Genomic DNA, 15,854 nt, shown 5'->3' with positions numbered 1-15,854 from the left:
CTCCTAGACTGGCCCCCTGATGAGCGACCTTTCGTTTGCCGAAGTGTCGGCGCGGCTCCAGGCCCGTTGGCCGGAGCACAAGATCTCACCCACGCTGGACCGCATCCGGCGGCTCGTCGAGTTGCTCGGCGATCCGCAGAAGACGTACCCCGTGGTCCACCTGACCGGTACCAACGGCAAGACCTCCACGGCGCGGATGATCGACTCGCTGCTGCAGGAGGCCGGGCTGCGGACCGGGCGGTTCACCAGCCCGCACCTGGAGTCGGTCCGGGAGCGGATCACGCTCAACGGCGAGCCGATCGACGAGCAGCGGTTCGTCGAGGTCTACACCGAGATCGAGCCGTACGTGAACGTGGTGGACTCCGAGAACGAGCACCCGCTGTCCTTCTTCGAGGTGATGACCGGTATGGCGTTCGCGGCGTTCGCGGACGCGCCCGTCGACGTCGCGGTGGTCGAGGTCGGCCTCGGCGGCACCTGGGACTCGACGAACGTCGCCGACGGCACCGTCTCGGTGATCACCCCGGTCGCGGTCGACCACGCGCACATCCTCGGCGCCGATCCCGTCACCATCGCGCAGGACAAGGCCGGGATCATCAAGCCGGGCGGTACGGCGGTGATCTCGCAGCAGAGCCTCGAGGTGTTCGAGGTACTGCTCCGCCGGGCGGCCGAGGTCGGCGCCCAGGTCGCGCGGGAGGGACTGGAGTTCGGCGTCACAGCGCGCTCCGTGGCGGTCGGCGGTCAACTGGTGTCGTTCAAGGGGCTCGGCGGCGAGTACGAGGACGTGTTCCTCCCGCTGCACGGCGAGTACCAGGCCCACAACGCGGCGACCGCCCTTGCGGCCGTCGAGGCGCTGCTCGGCTCCGGCGCGCAGACCGAGGACCGGATCACCAACGATCTGGTCGAGGCCGGGTTCGCCGAGGTGACGAGCCCGGGCCGGATGGAGGTCGTGCGGACCAGCCCGACGGTGATCGTCGACGCGGCGCACAACCCGCACGGCGCCGAGGCGACCGCCGCCACCGTGACCGAGGCGTTCGCGTTCCAGCCGCTGATCGGCGTACTGGGTTGTATGAAGGACAAGGACGTGTACGGCCTCCTCGAGGCGTACGAGCCGATCATGGAGACGGTCGTCTGCACCCGGAACTCGTTCGCCGAGCGGTCGATGCCGGCCGAGGAGCTGGGCGAGCTCGCCGCGGAGATCTTCGGCGAGGACCGGGTACTGGTCCGGCCGAAGCTGATCGACGCGATCGACGACGCGATCCGGCTGGCCGAGGAGAACGCGCTCGCGATGGGCACCGGCGGCGTCCTGATCACCGGCTCGGTGATCACCGCGGGTGAGGCCCGCTCGCTGCTCGTCCGCAAGGACCGGTCACGGTCCCAGGAGCAGTCGCGATGAGATCGCTCGCGTCGATCGTGCTGGGCTTCGAGGCGCTCGTGCTCGCCCTCGCCACGCCCGTGATGATCTCGGTCGCGGACGTCGAACCCAGTATTGCGATCCCGCTGTGCCTTGGGCTCGCAGTACTGGCTGTCGTCGCCGCCGGGCTGCTCCGGACCCAGGTCGGCTATGTGCTGGGCTGGATCATCCAGGTCGCGGCGGTCGGCCTCGGCTTCGTCGTACCGGTGATGTTCGCGCTCGGTCTGGCCTTCGGCACGTTCTGGGTGATGGCGATCGTGCTCGGGAAGCGGATCGACGAGGCGAAGGCGGCGCAGGCCCAGTCCGCTCAAGGCGGGCCGGCGCAGGAAGAACCGAGCTGACGCGAGCCGGCGCCACTTTGAGGCAGTGACGCCGGCTCGCAACCCATCGCGACAGAGTCGGCAAGCCCCCCTCGCCTTCCCCGCTACCTGCTAGATGCGCCATCCGTGTGAAAAGTTGTGATCGATAGGCTCAGCGGCGAAAGGCCGCCTAGAAACCCCGGAGTTGAACAGACATGTCGCAGCGCACCCTCGTCCTGCTGAAGCCCGACACGGTACGCCGTGGCCTGGTCGGGGAGGTCCTCGGCCGCTTCGAGGCGAAGGGCCTGTCCATCGTCGCGATGGACCTGCGCACGATCGACGGCGAACAGGCCGACCAGCACTACGCCGAGCACGTCGAGCGCGACTTCTACCCGCCGCTCCGCGCCTTCGTCACCAGCGGCCCGCTGGTAGCCCTGGTCCTCGAGGGTGACGAGGCGGTCGAGGTGGTCCGAGCCCTGAACGGCGCCACCGATGGCCGCAAGGCAGCTCCCGGCACCATCCGCGGCGACCTCTCCCTCTCCAACCGCGAGAACCTCGTCCACGGCTCCGACTCCCCGGAGTCCGCCTCCCGCGAGATCAAGATCTGGTTCCCCGACCTGCCCTGACCCTGTACTCCGGTCCGCCCGCCTCGTACCTCGATCGCGGCTCCTGCGTCGCCGCTCGTGAGTACCAGGTGGTCGCGGGGTGGCCGGGAGCGCTCGCGACGTCAACCTCCACGCTCACCGAGGTCGATCGGGGCGCGCCAGAGCGCAGTACTACCTGTCGTTCCGTACGCCGACCCGCGCCCGACACCGACCGGCAGTCCGCGGTACCAGCCGGTCGGCGGATCAGGAGCTGCCGGCCGGCTGGATGCCCACGCCGCCGACCGGATATCGGCCACTGACGCACGCTGTCGCTCGCGGTACGGTGCCAGACAACTGACGGCCCGCAATGCCAAGCAGAACAACGGGACCCGGGGGGTTTCTCGGGGTCACTAGTCGGATACGATGCGTGGGCGGTCGACCTGGGTAATCCGGACTTGTCGGGCCCGTGTCGATGCGGCGGCGACAGTGGTCGCGCGCTTAGCCTGAGAACCCGGATCGAGCGGAAGGGCGCCTCCGATGGCGAACAGCATGCTCGGCCGCGATATGGCGGTCGACCTCGGAACGGCGAACACCCTGGTCTACGTGCGCGGTCGCGGCGTGGTCCTCAACGAGCCGTCCGTCGTGGCGACCCGGACGGACGAACCGCGTGAGGCGGTCGCCTTCGGGCACGAGGCCAAGAAGATGATCGGCCGTACGCCGGGCAACATCACCGCGATCCGGCCGCTCAAGGACGGCGTGATCGCCGACTTCGACGCGGCCGAGCAGATGCTGCGGTACTTCATCCAGCGGGTGCACCGCCGGCGGTACTTCGCCAAACCGCGGATCGTCGTCTGCGTGCCGTCCGGGATCACCGCGGTCGAGCAGCGCGCCGTCCGCGACGCCGGGTACATGGCCGGCGCCCGCAAGGTCTACATCATCGAGGAGCCGATGGCCGCCGCGCTCGGCTCCAACCTCGAGGTCCGCGACGCCACCGGCAACATGGTGGTCGACATCGGCGGTGGCACCACCGAGGTCGCGGTGATCTCGTTCGGCGGCATCGTCACCAGCCAGTCGATCCGGGTGGCCGGCGACGCCATCGACAAGGCGGTCGTGAACTACTGCAAGAAGGAGTACTCGCTGATGCTCGGCGAGGCCACCTCCGAGCAGATCAAGATGACCATCGGCTCGGCGTTCCCGACCTCCGACGGCCCGGACTCCGAGATCCGCGGCCGGGACATGGTGTCCGGGCTGCCGCGCACCGTGAAGGTGTCGTCGTCGAGCATCCGGCAGGCGATCGAGGAGCCGATCACGGCGATCGTCGACGCGGTCAAGGCCACCCTGGACAAGACCCCACCGGAGCTGGCCGGCGACATCGTCGACCGCGGCATCGTGCTGACCGGCGGCGGCGCGCTGCTGAAGGGCATGGACGAGCGGCTGCGGCACGAGACCGGTATCCCGATCCACGTCGCCGAGAACCCGCTGGACGCCGTCGTCCTCGGGGCCGGCAAGTGCGTCGACAACATCGAGACGCTGAACCGCATCCTCGTCACCGACCGCCGCCGCTGAGGCAGACGCGATGCTCAAAGACCTCGGAACACCGGCCAAGGGCCTGGTCCGGTCGGCCGGTCTGCCGCGGGAGATCCGCCGCCGCCGGACGATCCTGGTGCTGGTGATCCTGGCCTCGTTCACCCTGATCGTGCTGGACGCCCGGCGCTCGGCCGGTTCTCCGGTGGAGCCGCTCCGGCACGCCGCGGCGGCAATCTTCGGTCCGCTGGAGTCGGGTGCGACCAACGCGCGGCAGCCTGTGGATGACCTCCGGGACCGGTTCGCCGAAGTGGATAGGCTCAAGGCAGAGAACGAGAAACTCAAAGCGGAGAACGAAAAACTCAACAGTGACTTGAAGACCACCGACTACGCCCGCAGCCGCGCGGCGGAGCTGGACCGGCTGCTCAAGGTCGCCCCGGCCTACACGGTGACGCCGGCCCGGGTGATCGGGATCGGCAGCGCGCAGAGCTTCAACCACACGGTCACGATCGACGCCGGTACTGCGGACGGGGTGCGGCCGGACATGACCGTGCTCAACGGCGACGGGCTCGTCGGCCGGGTGGTGCGCACCACCCAGGCGACCGCGACCGTGCTGCTGATCGGCGACCGGAACTCGACCGTCGGCGGCCGGCTGAACTCCACGCTGGCGCTCGGGTTTGTCTCCGGCCGTGGCGAGGTGGGCTCGCACGCATCGCTGGACTACAAGCTGGTGGATCTGAAGGCGCAGCCGAAGCCGGGGGACCGGATCGTCACCTGGGGATCGAGCGGCAATGCGCCGTACGTCCCGGGGGTCCCGATCGGTCAGATCACCTCGGTGACGCCGGTGCAGGGCGCGCTCGGTTCGACCGCGCAGGTGAAGCCGTTCGTCGACCCGAGCAGCATCGACACGGTCGGCGTGGTCACCGGACCACCCGCCCGGGCGCCGCGCACCACGGTGACGCCGGAGAAGGGACGCTGACTTGCCCGCGCTCCGGATCGCCCTGGCCGCGCTGTTCCTGATGATCGCCGTCACCGTGCAGACGTCGGTACTGCCGCACATCGCGGTCGCCGGGGTCACCTGCGACCTGGTGATGATCGTGGTGCTCGCGCTCGCCCTCGCCCGAGGACCTGAGTGGGGCGCGATCGCGGGATTCGCCGGCGGCCTGATGCTCGACGTGGTGCCACCCGCGGACCACACGACCGGCCGGTGGGCCCTTGCTCTGGCGATCGCCGGCTACACCGCGGGCCTGATCCGGCGAGAGACGTCCGCCGGACCGGTGGGACCACTCGGCGTCGCGCTGACCGTAGTACTGGGCGCGGTCCTCTCCCTGACCGTGTACTCCGCGACCGGGTCGCTGTTGCACGACCCGGCGGTCGACTGGGGTGAGTTCGGAGTCCGGGTCGGGATCGCCGCCGGGTACGACGTGGTCGGCGCGATCGTGGTGATCCCGCTGGTGATGTGGGTGATGGGACGAGTCGTCCCGGCCCGGGAACGGCAGCGGGTGCTGCGATGAGCTTCGACAGCTTCAACCCGGCGCCGCTGAAGCCGCGGCTGCGCCTGTTCATGATCCAGGTGCTCGTCTTCTCGCTGATGTTCACCCTGTTGGCAAGGCTCTGGTACATGCAGGTGATGTCTTCGGACGACTACACCCAGGCGGCCACCCAGAACCACACCCGCGAGGTGCTCATTCCCGCCCCACGCGGCACGGTCGTCGACGCGGCCGGCCGCACCCTGGTCGGCAACCGGGTGTCGCTGGTGATCACCGTCGACCGGTCAGTGCTGGCCAAGTTGCCGGACGACCAGCAGAAGGTGGTGCTCGCCCGGCTGGCGAAGGTGCTCGGCCAGAAGCCGAAGGACCTCACCGCCCGGACCATGCTCTGCGGTGAACCCGGGGCATCGAAGCCACCCGCCTGCTGGAACGGCACGCCGTACCAGCCGATCCCGGTGGCCAAGGACGTCAGCGAGCAGGTGGCGATCGAGGTGATGGAACGCCGCGAGGACTTCCCGGGCGTGGCGGCGGAATCGGCCGCGCTGCGGGCCTACCCCTCGCCGTACGGGGTGAACGCGGCGCACATCCTCGGTTACCTGTCGCCGATCACCACCACCGAGCTGGACGCGCTGGAGAAGGCCGGGCAGGACTCGGTGCCGCACCGCTCGGACCTGGTCGGCCGGGCCGGGGTCGAGCGCACGTACGACCAGTTGCTGCGCGGGAAGCCCGGCGTGAAGAACGTGATCGTCGACGCCGTCGGGTACACCACCGGCCTGCAGAAGCAGACCGCGCCGGTGCCGGGGTCGACGCTGATGACCAGCATCGACGCACGGGTCCAGGCGTCGGTCGAGGCGCAGTTGCGCGGCGCGATCGTGACGGCCCGCAAGCAGTACGACAAGATCACCAAGCGCAAGTACGTCGCCGACTCCGGCGCGGCCGTGGTGATGGACACGAAGACCGGCCAGATCGTCGCGATGGCGAGCTACCCCAGCTACGACCCGGGCGTCTGGGTCGGCGGCATCTCGCAGCGCGAACTGGACGTGCTCTACTCCACGAAGTCGGGGACGCCGCTGGTGTCGCGGGCGTTGCAGGGCCAGCTGGCCCCGGGGTCGACCTTCAAGCCGATCACCACCGCGGCCGCGATGGCCAACGGGTACAGCACGAAGACCCGGCTGGACTGCTCGTCGTTCTTCGAGGTCGGCAACCGCAGGTTCAAGAACTACGAGTCCGCGTCGCACGGGATGATCGGCTTCGACCAGGCGCTCGCGCTGTCCTGCGACACCTTCTTCTACCGGATCGCGTACAACCTGTGGCTCAAAGAAGGCGGCAACTCCGGTGACATCAACGCGGTGGACCCGCTGGTCGAGATGGCGAAGAAGTTCGGCCTCGGCAAGCCGACCGGGATCGACCTGCCCGGCGAGGTGTCCGGCCGGATCGCCGACCGCAAGTGGAAGAAGGAGTACTACGACGCGCAGAAGGACTACTACTGCAAGCTCGCGGAGAATCCACCGTCCGGGACGTCGGCGTTCCTGAAGCAGTTCTCCCGCGAGTTCTGCGCGGACGGCTATCGCTACCGCGCGGGTGACGCCGTGAACTTCGCCATCGGCCAGGGCGACACCACGGTGACACCGTTACAGTTGGCGACGGTCTACTCGGCGCTCTCGAACGGCGGCACCCTCTGGGAGCCCCGGGTGGCGAAGGCGGTGATCGGCCCAAACGGCAAGGCGCGCGCCGTCCCGAGCAAGGTCGCCGCCCGCCTGCCGGTGCCCTCCTCGACCCTGCGCTTCATCGACAAGGCGCTGAAGGAAACCACTCGCACCGGTACGGCGGCCTGGAAGTTCACCGGATTCCCGCTGGACCAGATCCCGATCCGCGCCAAGACCGGTACTGCCGAGGTCTACGGCAAGCAGACCACCTCGTGGCTGGCGTCGTACTCGGACCGCTATGCCGTGGTGATGATGATCAGCCAGGCCGGTACGGGGTCCGGCGCCTCCGGCGACGCGGTACGGAAGATCTACGAGACGCTCTACAACATCAAGCCCGCTCCGCCCGCGAAGAAGCCGGCCCAGTGAGCCTGTTGACGCCGATCCGCCAGTCGCGACCGCGGGCCGACCGACGCTCCGCGCTCCGGCACGCCGACTGGGTGCTCGTGATCGGCGTGCTCGCGCTGTCGGCGATCGGGTCGCTGCTGATCTGGTCCGCGACCTACCGACGTACCTCACTCACCGACGGCAACGAGTACGCGTTCCTGGTCCGGCATGCGTTGAATTTCGTGATCGGCCTGGTGCTCGCGATCGGCGCCGCCGTCACCGACCACCGCCGCGTCCGCATCCTCGCGCCCGTCCTGTACGCCGCGTCGGTGGTCGGGCTGATCCTCGTATTGGTGCCCGGGGTCGGCGCGGTGATCAACGGGTCGCGCTCGTGGATCCAGCTGCCGTGGATGTCAGTCCAGCCGAGTGAGTTCGCCAAGCTCGCGGTGATCGTCGGGATGGCGCTGCTGATCGCGGAGAAGGGCGAGACGAACCACCGCGAGAACGCCCGCACGATCGACATCCTCCAGGCGATCGCGGTCGCCGCCGTACCGGTGCTGCTGGTGATGCTGCAGCCAGACCTCGGCACGGTGATGGTGCTCGGCTCGATCGTGTTCGGCATCATCGCGGTCTCCGGCGTACCGAAGCGGTGGATGCTCGGCATCGTCACCGCGGCGACGCTGATCGGGGCACTCGCGATCCAGCTGAACGTGCTGAAGGAGTACCAGCTCGCGCGGTTCACCGCGTTCGCGGACCCGTCGCAGGACCCGCAGGGCATCGGCTACAACGTGAACCAGGCGCGGATCGCGATCGGCAACGGCGGAGTCTTCGGGCAGGGGTTGTTCCACGGATCGCAGACGCAGAACGCGTTCGTGCCCGAGCAGCACACCGACTTCGTGTTCACCGTGGCGGGGGAGGAGCTCGGGCTGATCGGTGCCGGCGCGATCATCTGCCTGTTCGCGCTGATCCTGTGGCGCGGCCTGCGGATCGCGGTCAACGCGCGAGACGCCTTCGGCCGGCTGGTGGCCACCGGTGTGGTCTGCTGGTTCGCCTTCCAGGCCTTCGAGAACATCGGCATGACGCTCGGCATCATGCCGGTCACCGGTCTGCCGCTGCCGTTCGTCTCCTACGGTGGTTCGTCGATGTTCGCCGGGCTGCTGGCGGTCGGGCTGCTGCAGAACATCCACCTTCGATCCCACCAGGTGTGAGTCGGGTACGCTTCAGCCTTCCCTAGGCCCTCGACGGTTCTGGATGGGTTATGAAGCTCGCGCCGTTCCCGCTCGCCGTTGCCGCAGCTCTCACGTTCACGCTCGCCGCATGTGGCGCGGACCAACCCAGCGGAGCGGTATCACCGTCCGCCTCGACCCCCACGGCTCCGGTCAGTACTCCGGCCGAGCCGACGCCCTCGGAGACCCCGACCGAGGTCGGCCCGACCCAGCGGACGAAGGCCGAGCTGACCAAGGCTCTGCTCGAGCTGAAGGATCTGCCGAGCGGGTTCTCGCTGGAACCGGAGGACCCGGATGACGAGAGCGCAGGCACCTTCTCGTCGCCGACCAGCAAGTGCAAGACGCTGGTGAAATACCTGAACTCCGAGAAGGCGCCCGGCTCCAAGACAAGCGCGGCCCGGTCCTTCTCGGGCAGCCAGGAGGGACCGTACATCGACTTCGGCATCGACTCGATGGTCACCACCAAGGCGGTCCGGAAGCTGCAGAGCTCGTACAAGGAGGCCGTCGAGTCCTGCAAGAAGGTGACCATGCGGGTCCCCGACCAGGGCTCGTCGCCGATGGAGGTCGTGGAGATCCCGGCGCCGAAGTTCGGTGAGGAACCGTTCGCCTTCAAGCTGACCGGGACCGCCGGTCCGCTGGAAGGCCGCGAGTTCACCGCCGCCACCACCGGCATCGGCGACGTCATCCTCTCCGTCTCGATCCTGGCCGGCCAGGAAGGCGAGCTCGACGGTGCCACCGAGGCCGCCGTCGAGAAGGCACGCACGGTTCTCGCCGGCAGCTGATGGCGTGACCTGGCTCACCTCCTGAGGTGTCACGTCGGCGCGCGGCCGGCCCGTCGTACCGGTATGGAGAGACGGATAGACATCTCGAAGGTGGTTCCCGCAGGCTTCAGGGCTGTGCTGGGAGTGGAGCGGTACGTAGCGTCGGCGGTTGAGCCGACCGTGCTGGAGCTGGTCAAGGTGCGGGCGTCCATGACGAACGCCTGCTCGTACTGCGTGGACCGGCATACGCACGAGGCGATGGAGGCGGGGGAGTCCACGGAGCGGTTGTTCGGGCTGGCCGCGTGGTACGAGTCGCCCTTCTACGACGAGGGGGAGCGGGCCGCGCTTGCCCTCACGGATGCCTTCACGAAGCTGGGCGAGCACGGCGTATCGGATGAGGTCTGGGACGACGCGGTGAAGCACTGGGGTGAGGAGGGGGCTGCCAACCTGCTCCTCGCGATTGGCACCATCAACCTGTGGAACAGGATCGCGATCACGTGCCGGACGCCACCCGGAGCCTGATCCTCGACGAGTTCGTCGAGCACCGACGGATGCTGGCCGGGCTGGCCTATCGCCTGCTCGGCAGTTGGCACGACGCCGAGGACGTGCTCCAGGAGGCCTACCTGCGATGGGCGCGTGTCGATCGCGCCCAGGTGCTGGAGCCGCGTCGCTACCTCACCACGGTGGTGACGCGGCTCGCCATCGACTCGCTGCGCGCCCGGCAGGCCCGGCGCGAGAACTACGTCGGCGACTGGCTCCCCGAACCGCTCCCGCTGGATTCGCTCGACTCTGGTGATACCTCGGACCTGTCGCTGGCGATGCTGCACCTGATGGAGCAACTCACGCCACCGCAGCGCGCCGTCTACGTACTACGTACCGCGTTCGTGCTCCCGTACGACGAGGTCGCCGCGATCCTGGATCGTTCCGCCGACGACTGCAGGCAACTCCATCGGCGAGCAGCGGCGGCGCTCGAGAAGGGTCGGCCGAAGTTCACCCCGAGCCGCGCGGAGCAGGAGCGGTTGCTGCGGGACTTCGTCGCGGCTGCTCGTGAAGGTGATCTCGCACGCCTCGAGAGCATGCTGCGCGCCGAGGTAACCGCCTGGACCGACGGCGCCGGCCAACCGAAAACGGCCCGCAAACCGGTACTCGGCCAGGAAAAGGTAGCCCGCTTCTTCACCCGCATCTACACCCGAGGCGACCAGCTAGCCGCCGTACCGATCCACTCGGTCGGCGAGGTTGCCCTCCTCCTCCGAGTCCGCGAAACCTCCCACCTCCTCACCCTGCAATCCGACGGATCCCTGGTAACCGCAGTACGAGTCGTAGCCAACCCAGAGAAGCTGTCAGCGTTCGAGGGGCATGACGGTGGTTCGGCGGTGGTGTTCGAAGACTACTGAGCTGCGGATGTCGCCGATTTCCTGGCGTTTGGCCAGGTCGAGGACCAGGTCTCGGAGGGCCTGGGTGTCCTTGACGGCGACGTGGGCGAGGAAGTCGGAGGCGCCGGAGACCATGAAGAGTTCGAGTGTCTGGGGCAGCTTGTTCACGTAGTCCTGGAAGGCGGTCGCGACGGCCATCGCCTGCGGGCGGAGCTTGATCGAGATGATCGCCTGGGTGGACCGCTCGATCGCCTGCAGGTCGACCTCGGCGTGGTACCCGGTGATCACGCCACGGTCCTTCAGGCCGCGGATCCGCTCCAGACAGGTCGACGGCGCGATCCCCAGTTCGGCGGCCATGTCGCGGTTGGTGCGGCGGGCATCGTTCTGCAGCATCCGCAGGAGCGCCGTATCAAGTTCGTCCATGGCGATCAGTTTCGCAGATCGGCCGAACATCGTTCGGTGAGCAGGATGGATCAGCGTGCAGGCGGCTAACTTTGCGACATGTTGGCGAACAAGCTGGTGGTGGTAATTGATGCGGACGCGCCCGTGGGGGTGGCGTTGAACGCGGCTGCTCTGCTCGGGGTCGGGCTGGGCTCGCACGTCACGGACCTGGTCGGCGAAGACTCGAGGGACGGCTCGGGCGGGGATCATCCGGGGATCTGCGTGCATCCGATCCCGGTCTTGAAAGCTGATGCCGGGCGGTTGCGGGTACTGCGAGAGGCGGCGGCCGCGCGGGATGGGGTCGCAGTGCACGACATCAACCAGGTGGCTCGGACCTCGCGGACGTACGAGCAGTACCTCGCGACGATGAGTGGCACCAAGGAGGAAGACCTCGAGTACACCGGCCTGGCCATCTACGGCCCCCGCCCTGCCGTCGACTCCCTGACCGGAGCCCTCGCCCTCTACCGCTAGCGCGTCGTTCGCCCGCTGGCACCTTGTAAGCCGGCAGTCAACGAACAACCCGTCAGCCGAGGCCGGGGATCGGTCGCGGACCTTGGGGACCGGCCGGGCTAGATCGTGAGGGTGATGTGGCCGACCGGCTTGCCGCCGCCGAGGACTGGCAGGGCCCGGAGATCGTCCGCGCCCGACACGTCGTACCCGCACTTCTCGAGCAGGGTGAGGCCGAGGGCGGTGGTGGCTCGTGGGTTGCCGTCGATGACCTTGACGGCGACGGCGTGACCGTCGGGGGTCGCCATCCCGATCACCCCTTCGGCGCCGCCCTTCGCGATCACGCCGGGCAGTAGGCGCATCACCTCGCTGTTCTGGTGTCCCTTGCCGCCCACGAGTTCCGGGTACCTGCGCATCGCCTCAGCCACGCGGCTGTCCGCAGTACCGGCGTCTGCTGTGGCGAGACGGCTGAAGGCGAGCGCCAACCCACGCAACGGCATCCCCAGCAGGGGAGCGCCGCAGCCGTCGACCGTCACGATGCCTGTGGACGAGTCGGTCAACCGCTCGATCTCAGCCGCGATCACTCGCTGCACGGGAGACTGTGGGTCGAGGTAGTCCTTCGGGTCGTCGCCGTGGGCAACCATCGCCTTCAGCATCGCGGCATGCTTGCCCGAGCAGTTCATCCGTACCGTCTCCGGCCCGATGCCCTCGGCAATCAACCGGAACAGGGTGGGCTCGTCCTGAGCCCGATCCGGCGGACACCCCAATGCCTCGCGGTCAAGCCCCGCAGCCTTCAACATCCCGTCGACCAGGGCAACGTGCCGATCCTCGCCGGTGTGACTCCCTGCCGCGATCGCCGTCTCCTCATCACTGAGCTCAGCACCTGAGACGATGCACCCGACGGCCTGCAAGGGCTTAGCAGTCGACCGCGGCAACAGCACCGCCTCAACATCCCCGGCCGCGAACACCACGTCACCGCCCGGATCCACCGCCACCGCCACCCCGAAGTGCCGGCTCTCCACAAACCCACTCCGCACAACCGCCGCCAACTCCACAACCCGGTCCATCCCCGGCACACCCACAACCACAACCACTCCTAACTCAGCCGCCGCCGCAGGCTATCAACCGGACTCACCCCAGCCCGTCAAATCGCTGGCGGCAAGAGGATGGCGGGGACAGAATGACGATGTGGGGATGGGTGGGCCCCAACCGGGCCTCCGACCGGTGGGCCGAACCGACGAGCTCCAATTGCTCGCCGATGTCGTAACTGCGTCGGCGAGCGGCATCCCGTGCGCCGTGGTGGTGCAGGGTGAGGCAGGTATCGGTAAGACCCAGCTAATCCGTACAGCCTGCAGCGACGAGGGCACCTCCGTACTTTGGGGCAGCTGCGTGCACTTCGCCGCAGCAAGCATCCCGTACGCCGTCGTTGCCGCTGCGCTGCAATCCGGTCTCTCACGGCTAGACGTTGCAGGCCGCGCCGAAGTCCTGGCAGGTGCGGATGAGCTGGGCAGCATCCTGCCCACAATCACACCGCAGTCCCGCCGCGCTGCTCCACCGGCAGCATCGGCAAGGGCGAACTCGCGGGCGAGCCAATCGACAGAAGCGCCCGATGAACCGACTCCCGAGCCGGCACGCTTGGTGCCGCTGATCGACCTCGTACTTCGCAGACTCGCCGGCCGGGAACCGATCATCCTCGTGGTCGACGACCTGCAGTGGGCCGACCAGTCCTCGCTCGATGTCCTGGCCTACCTCATCGCCAGTGATCCGTACCTGACCGTCCTGGCCACGTGCCGCGACGAAGATCGGGCCGACGGACACCCACTGCACGGGTGGCTGGCGGACCTCCACCGCCTACCGCACTTCCGGGAGATTCGCCTCCAACGGCTGACACCGGAAGGCACCGAGGCCCAGTTGCACGCGCTGTTCGGCCGCCCACCCGACGTCGCCCTGGCCGCACAACTCCACGAGCGCTCGCAGGGAAACCCATATCTCACGCAACTGCTGGCCGTCGGCCTCTCGGGAGTGGAGCGAGAGCTCCCACGCAGTACTCCGATCGCGCTGCGGGACGCCTTGCTCGCCAGTTGGCACAGCCTGTCAGCTCCGGCACGGCAGTTGACCCGAGTCCTGGCAGCTGCGGGTCAACCAACCGAACTGCGCGCGTTGGTCGCCGTTGCCCAACATGACGGGATCGTTCCCGCCGCTGTTGCCGACTTGGTGAGCGAGGCCAGAGACCACGGCGTCATCCAGATGGAGGATCGTCACCAGCTCTGGTTTCGCCATCCTCTGCTGGCAGAGGTTCTGTACGGCGACCTGTTGCCCGATCAGGTGGTTCGTCTCGCCGCCGCGTATGCGGACGTGCTCGCCGCGGAGGTCACCAGCACAGGAGCGGCTGCTCTTGCCATCCACTGTCGCCGGGCCGGCAGGTTCGACGAGGCGTTCCGCTGGACGATGGCCGCTGTCGAGCATGCAGAACGCTTGCCTGCGCCGGCCGAGACGGCTCTTCATCTGGAGAACGCCTGTGCGCTCTGGGATCAGGTATCACCGGCGCTCCGTGGCACGCCGCAGGACCACCTTGACCTACTCGTCCGTACAGCCGGCCTGAGCGGCGTCACCGGCCGGATGGACACCGCCATACCGCTGGCCGACCAGGCCCTGGGAATGATGGACCGCAGTGAGGCGCCCTTGCAGACCGCGGAGTTGATTCTGACCAGGGCCGCGATGGCTTGGCGTTCCGCAGATCCAGGCAAGGCGGTGATCGCGACCCTGCTCGAGGCGGAGGAGCTGACCAAGCCCTATCCGGACAGCGACGAACGCGCCCATTGCTTCGCGGCGCTCGCCTTCGCCGAGCACTGGGAGTCCCTGCATCGCGAGGCGATCGCACACGCCGAGGAGGCGGTCCAGATCGCCCGGCGGTCGGGATCACCTTTGGCACAGTGTGTAGCGCTGTCCGCGCGGGCCTGCGCACATCAGCATGAGGTGGAGTCGAATGTGCTGACCGACGCCCAGGAGGCCGAGGAGCTGGGCCGGTCGTTGGGCTCTGTCGATCTCATTTTCGAGCCCGCCCTCTACAGGGTCTGGCGTCTGAACAGGCTCGGACGGCGAGCAGAGGCGACCGAACTCGCCCGACGCCTGTCGGACGAGATGCACACAATGGGCGCGCGGGGTGCCTATTACTTCGGCGCAGTGTACGCCGAGGGACTGATCCATCTGGGTCGATGGGCCGAGAGCGCAGAGGTGCTTCGTGCCGGGCTGGCCGCCCGGCCGGTGGAGTACGCCGGCTCGGCTGTCCGGTTGACCGCCGCCAGACTTGCAGCGCGGCGGGGTCAGCTCGACGAGGCCCGCCAACACCTGGACCGGGCGCTGGAGCTGACTTCCGCGGACTTCGACGGAATGCGGAACCTCTTCTCGCTAGTGGTTGCAGAGGTGCTGCTGGCAGAAGGTCAGGCGGCCATGGCAGTCGACTGGCTCCGGCCTCGATTGCCTGTGCCGGCAGACGATCTGGAAGATGTTGGCGGTGAGTTACTGGTGGTATTCGCGGCCGCGGCTGCCGAGGTCGCCCAGGCAGCGCGAGACGCGGGAGGTGCCCGAAGTTGCGCGGTCGATGCGCGAGGAGACGTGCCGGTTGCGGGTCTTCTCTCGGCGTTGCCCTACGAACCGTTCGTTGCGGTGCGGACCAATGAGCAGGCGATGTGGAAAGCCATGTTCGCGGCCGAGTCGGCGCGCTGTCGTGGTGACCCGGACCAGATCACCTGCTGGGCGGAAGTCGTCGAGGCGGCTGAGCACGCGGGCGCACCATGGGAGGAGGCCGTCGCCCGCCTGCGGCTGGTGGCCGGGGCGCTGGCGGCCGGAGTACGGCGATCCGACGTCGGCGAGCAGCTACGCCAGGCACATCACCAGGCTGTGCGGCTGGGAGCAGCGCGCTTGCGGGAACGCGCCGAGGCGCTGGCTCGCCAGGCCCGGGTCTCCCTCCGAGAACCGGCCGCTGTGACGGACGAGCAGTCCGAAGTACTGGGCTTCCTGACCTCGCGGGAGCGGGAGATCCTGGGCTTCCTCGTGGCTGGCAGGTCGAACGGGGAGATCGCCAGAGAACTCGTCATCAGCGCCAAGACCGTCAGCGTTCACGTCTCCAGCATCCTGAAGAAGACCGGTACGGCGAATCGGGTCGAGGCCGCCGCCTATGCCGAGCGGGTCGGCGGTCTCGACGGATGACAGTCACGTCGATGGGTGGCGGCGGCCTGAGTGGCGTTGCTCCTCAGATGGTCGCCCTG

15 protein-coding genes are annotated in these 15,854 nt (G+C 68.3%); 13 read left to right on the top strand and 2 right to left on the bottom strand.

The window, feature by feature from the left end:
- Positions 1-19: 19 nt before the first annotated feature.
- The 11 genes from EV648_RS26750 to EV648_RS26700 all read left to right on the top strand — a co-directional run bounded on the left by EV648_RS26750 (position 20) and on the right by EV648_RS26700 (position 10,719).
- Positions 20-1,393, top strand: coding sequence for a folylpolyglutamate synthase/dihydrofolate synthase family protein (locus tag EV648_RS26750; protein WP_132297372.1), 1,374 nt, complete (start codon positions 20-22; stop codon positions 1,391-1,393).
- A complete protein-coding gene (locus tag EV648_RS26745; RefSeq protein WP_132297369.1) occupies positions 1,390-1,752 on the top strand; it encodes a DUF4233 domain-containing protein in 363 nt (120 codons plus the stop codon). Before EV648_RS26750 ends, EV648_RS26745 begins: the two co-directional genes overlap by 4 nt.
- 173 nt (positions 1,753-1,925) lie before the next feature.
- The gene (ndk, locus tag EV648_RS26740; RefSeq protein ID WP_132197547.1) at positions 1,926-2,336 is read left to right on the top strand and encodes a nucleoside-diphosphate kinase; all 411 of its coding nucleotides are present in this window, start codon (positions 1,926-1,928) and stop codon (positions 2,334-2,336) included.
- Positions 2,337-2,831: 495 nt separating this feature from the next.
- Positions 2,832-3,860 carry a rod shape-determining protein gene (locus EV648_RS26735; RefSeq protein ID WP_132197545.1) on the top strand — a complete coding sequence of 343 codons (1,029 nt, stop codon included), beginning with the start codon at positions 2,832-2,834 and terminating at the stop codon, positions 3,858-3,860.
- A gap of 10 nt (positions 3,861-3,870) precedes the next feature.
- Positions 3,871-4,797: a rod shape-determining protein MreC gene (gene mreC / locus EV648_RS26730; protein ID WP_132297366.1), complete on the top strand. Its 927-nt coding sequence runs from the start codon at positions 3,871-3,873 to the stop codon at positions 4,795-4,797.
- 1 nt (position 4,798) lies between these two features.
- Positions 4,799-5,332, top strand: a complete 534-nt coding sequence (gene mreD / locus EV648_RS26725; RefSeq protein ID WP_132297363.1) for a rod shape-determining protein MreD — start codon at positions 4,799-4,801, stop codon at positions 5,330-5,332.
- Positions 5,329-7,380, top strand: coding sequence for a penicillin-binding protein 2 (mrdA, locus tag EV648_RS26720; protein ID WP_132297360.1), 2,052 nt, complete (start codon positions 5,329-5,331; stop codon positions 7,378-7,380). The genes mreD and mrdA overlap by 4 nt, the downstream gene beginning before the upstream one ends.
- Positions 7,377-8,546 (top strand): rod shape-determining protein RodA, encoded by a 1,170-nt coding sequence (gene rodA, locus EV648_RS26715; RefSeq protein ID WP_132297357.1) that lies wholly within the window; start codon positions 7,377-7,379, stop codon positions 8,544-8,546. The genes mrdA and rodA overlap by 4 nt, the downstream gene beginning before the upstream one ends.
- Positions 8,547-8,596: 50 nt before the next feature.
- A complete protein-coding gene (locus EV648_RS26710; protein ID WP_132297354.1) occupies positions 8,597-9,346 on the top strand; it encodes a hypothetical protein in 750 nt (249 codons plus the stop codon).
- A gap of 63 nt (positions 9,347-9,409) precedes the next feature.
- On the top strand, positions 9,410-9,847 hold the full coding sequence (locus EV648_RS26705) for a carboxymuconolactone decarboxylase family protein (RefSeq protein WP_132297351.1): 438 nt from the start codon (positions 9,410-9,412) through the stop codon (positions 9,845-9,847).
- Positions 9,802-10,719, top strand: coding sequence for a sigma-70 family RNA polymerase sigma factor (locus EV648_RS26700; protein ID WP_199234839.1), 918 nt, complete (start codon positions 9,802-9,804; stop codon positions 10,717-10,719). The genes EV648_RS26705 and EV648_RS26700 overlap by 46 nt, the downstream gene beginning before the upstream one ends.
- Here the strand turns inward: EV648_RS26700 and EV648_RS26695 are convergent.
- Positions 10,666-11,121: an Lrp/AsnC family transcriptional regulator gene (locus EV648_RS26695; RefSeq protein WP_132197533.1), complete on the bottom strand. Its 456-nt coding sequence runs from the start codon at positions 11,119-11,121 to the stop codon at positions 10,666-10,668. The two genes, EV648_RS26700 and EV648_RS26695, sit on opposite strands and share 54 nt — an antisense overlap.
- Before the next feature lie 78 nt (positions 11,122-11,199).
- On the opposite strand from EV648_RS26695, the gene EV648_RS26690 reads away from it, so the two are divergent.
- Entirely contained in the window at positions 11,200-11,610 is a 411-nt protein-coding gene (locus EV648_RS26690; protein ID WP_132297348.1) for a DUF2000 domain-containing protein, read from the top strand.
- A gap of 98 nt (positions 11,611-11,708) precedes the next feature.
- Here the strand turns inward: EV648_RS26690 and EV648_RS26685 are convergent, their stop codons facing one another.
- Complete coding sequence (locus tag EV648_RS26685) at positions 11,709-12,653, bottom strand: asparaginase (protein ID WP_132297754.1); 945 nt, start codon at positions 12,651-12,653, stop codon at positions 11,709-11,711.
- A 157-nt stretch (positions 12,654-12,810) separates the two neighbouring features.
- On the opposite strand from EV648_RS26685, the gene EV648_RS44955 reads away from it, so the two are divergent.
- Positions 12,811-15,795, top strand: coding sequence for a helix-turn-helix transcriptional regulator (locus tag EV648_RS44955; RefSeq protein ID WP_158294069.1), 2,985 nt, complete (start codon positions 12,811-12,813; stop codon positions 15,793-15,795).
- Positions 15,796-15,854: the final 59 nt, after the last annotated feature.

The sequence above is a fragment of the Kribbella sp. VKM Ac-2568 genome, assembly GCF_004345365.1.
In the GTDB taxonomy this organism is placed as follows: domain Bacteria; phylum Actinomycetota; class Actinomycetes; order Propionibacteriales; family Kribbellaceae; genus Kribbella; species Kribbella orskensis.
This window is presented reverse-complemented; position numbering and strand designations above follow the sequence as displayed.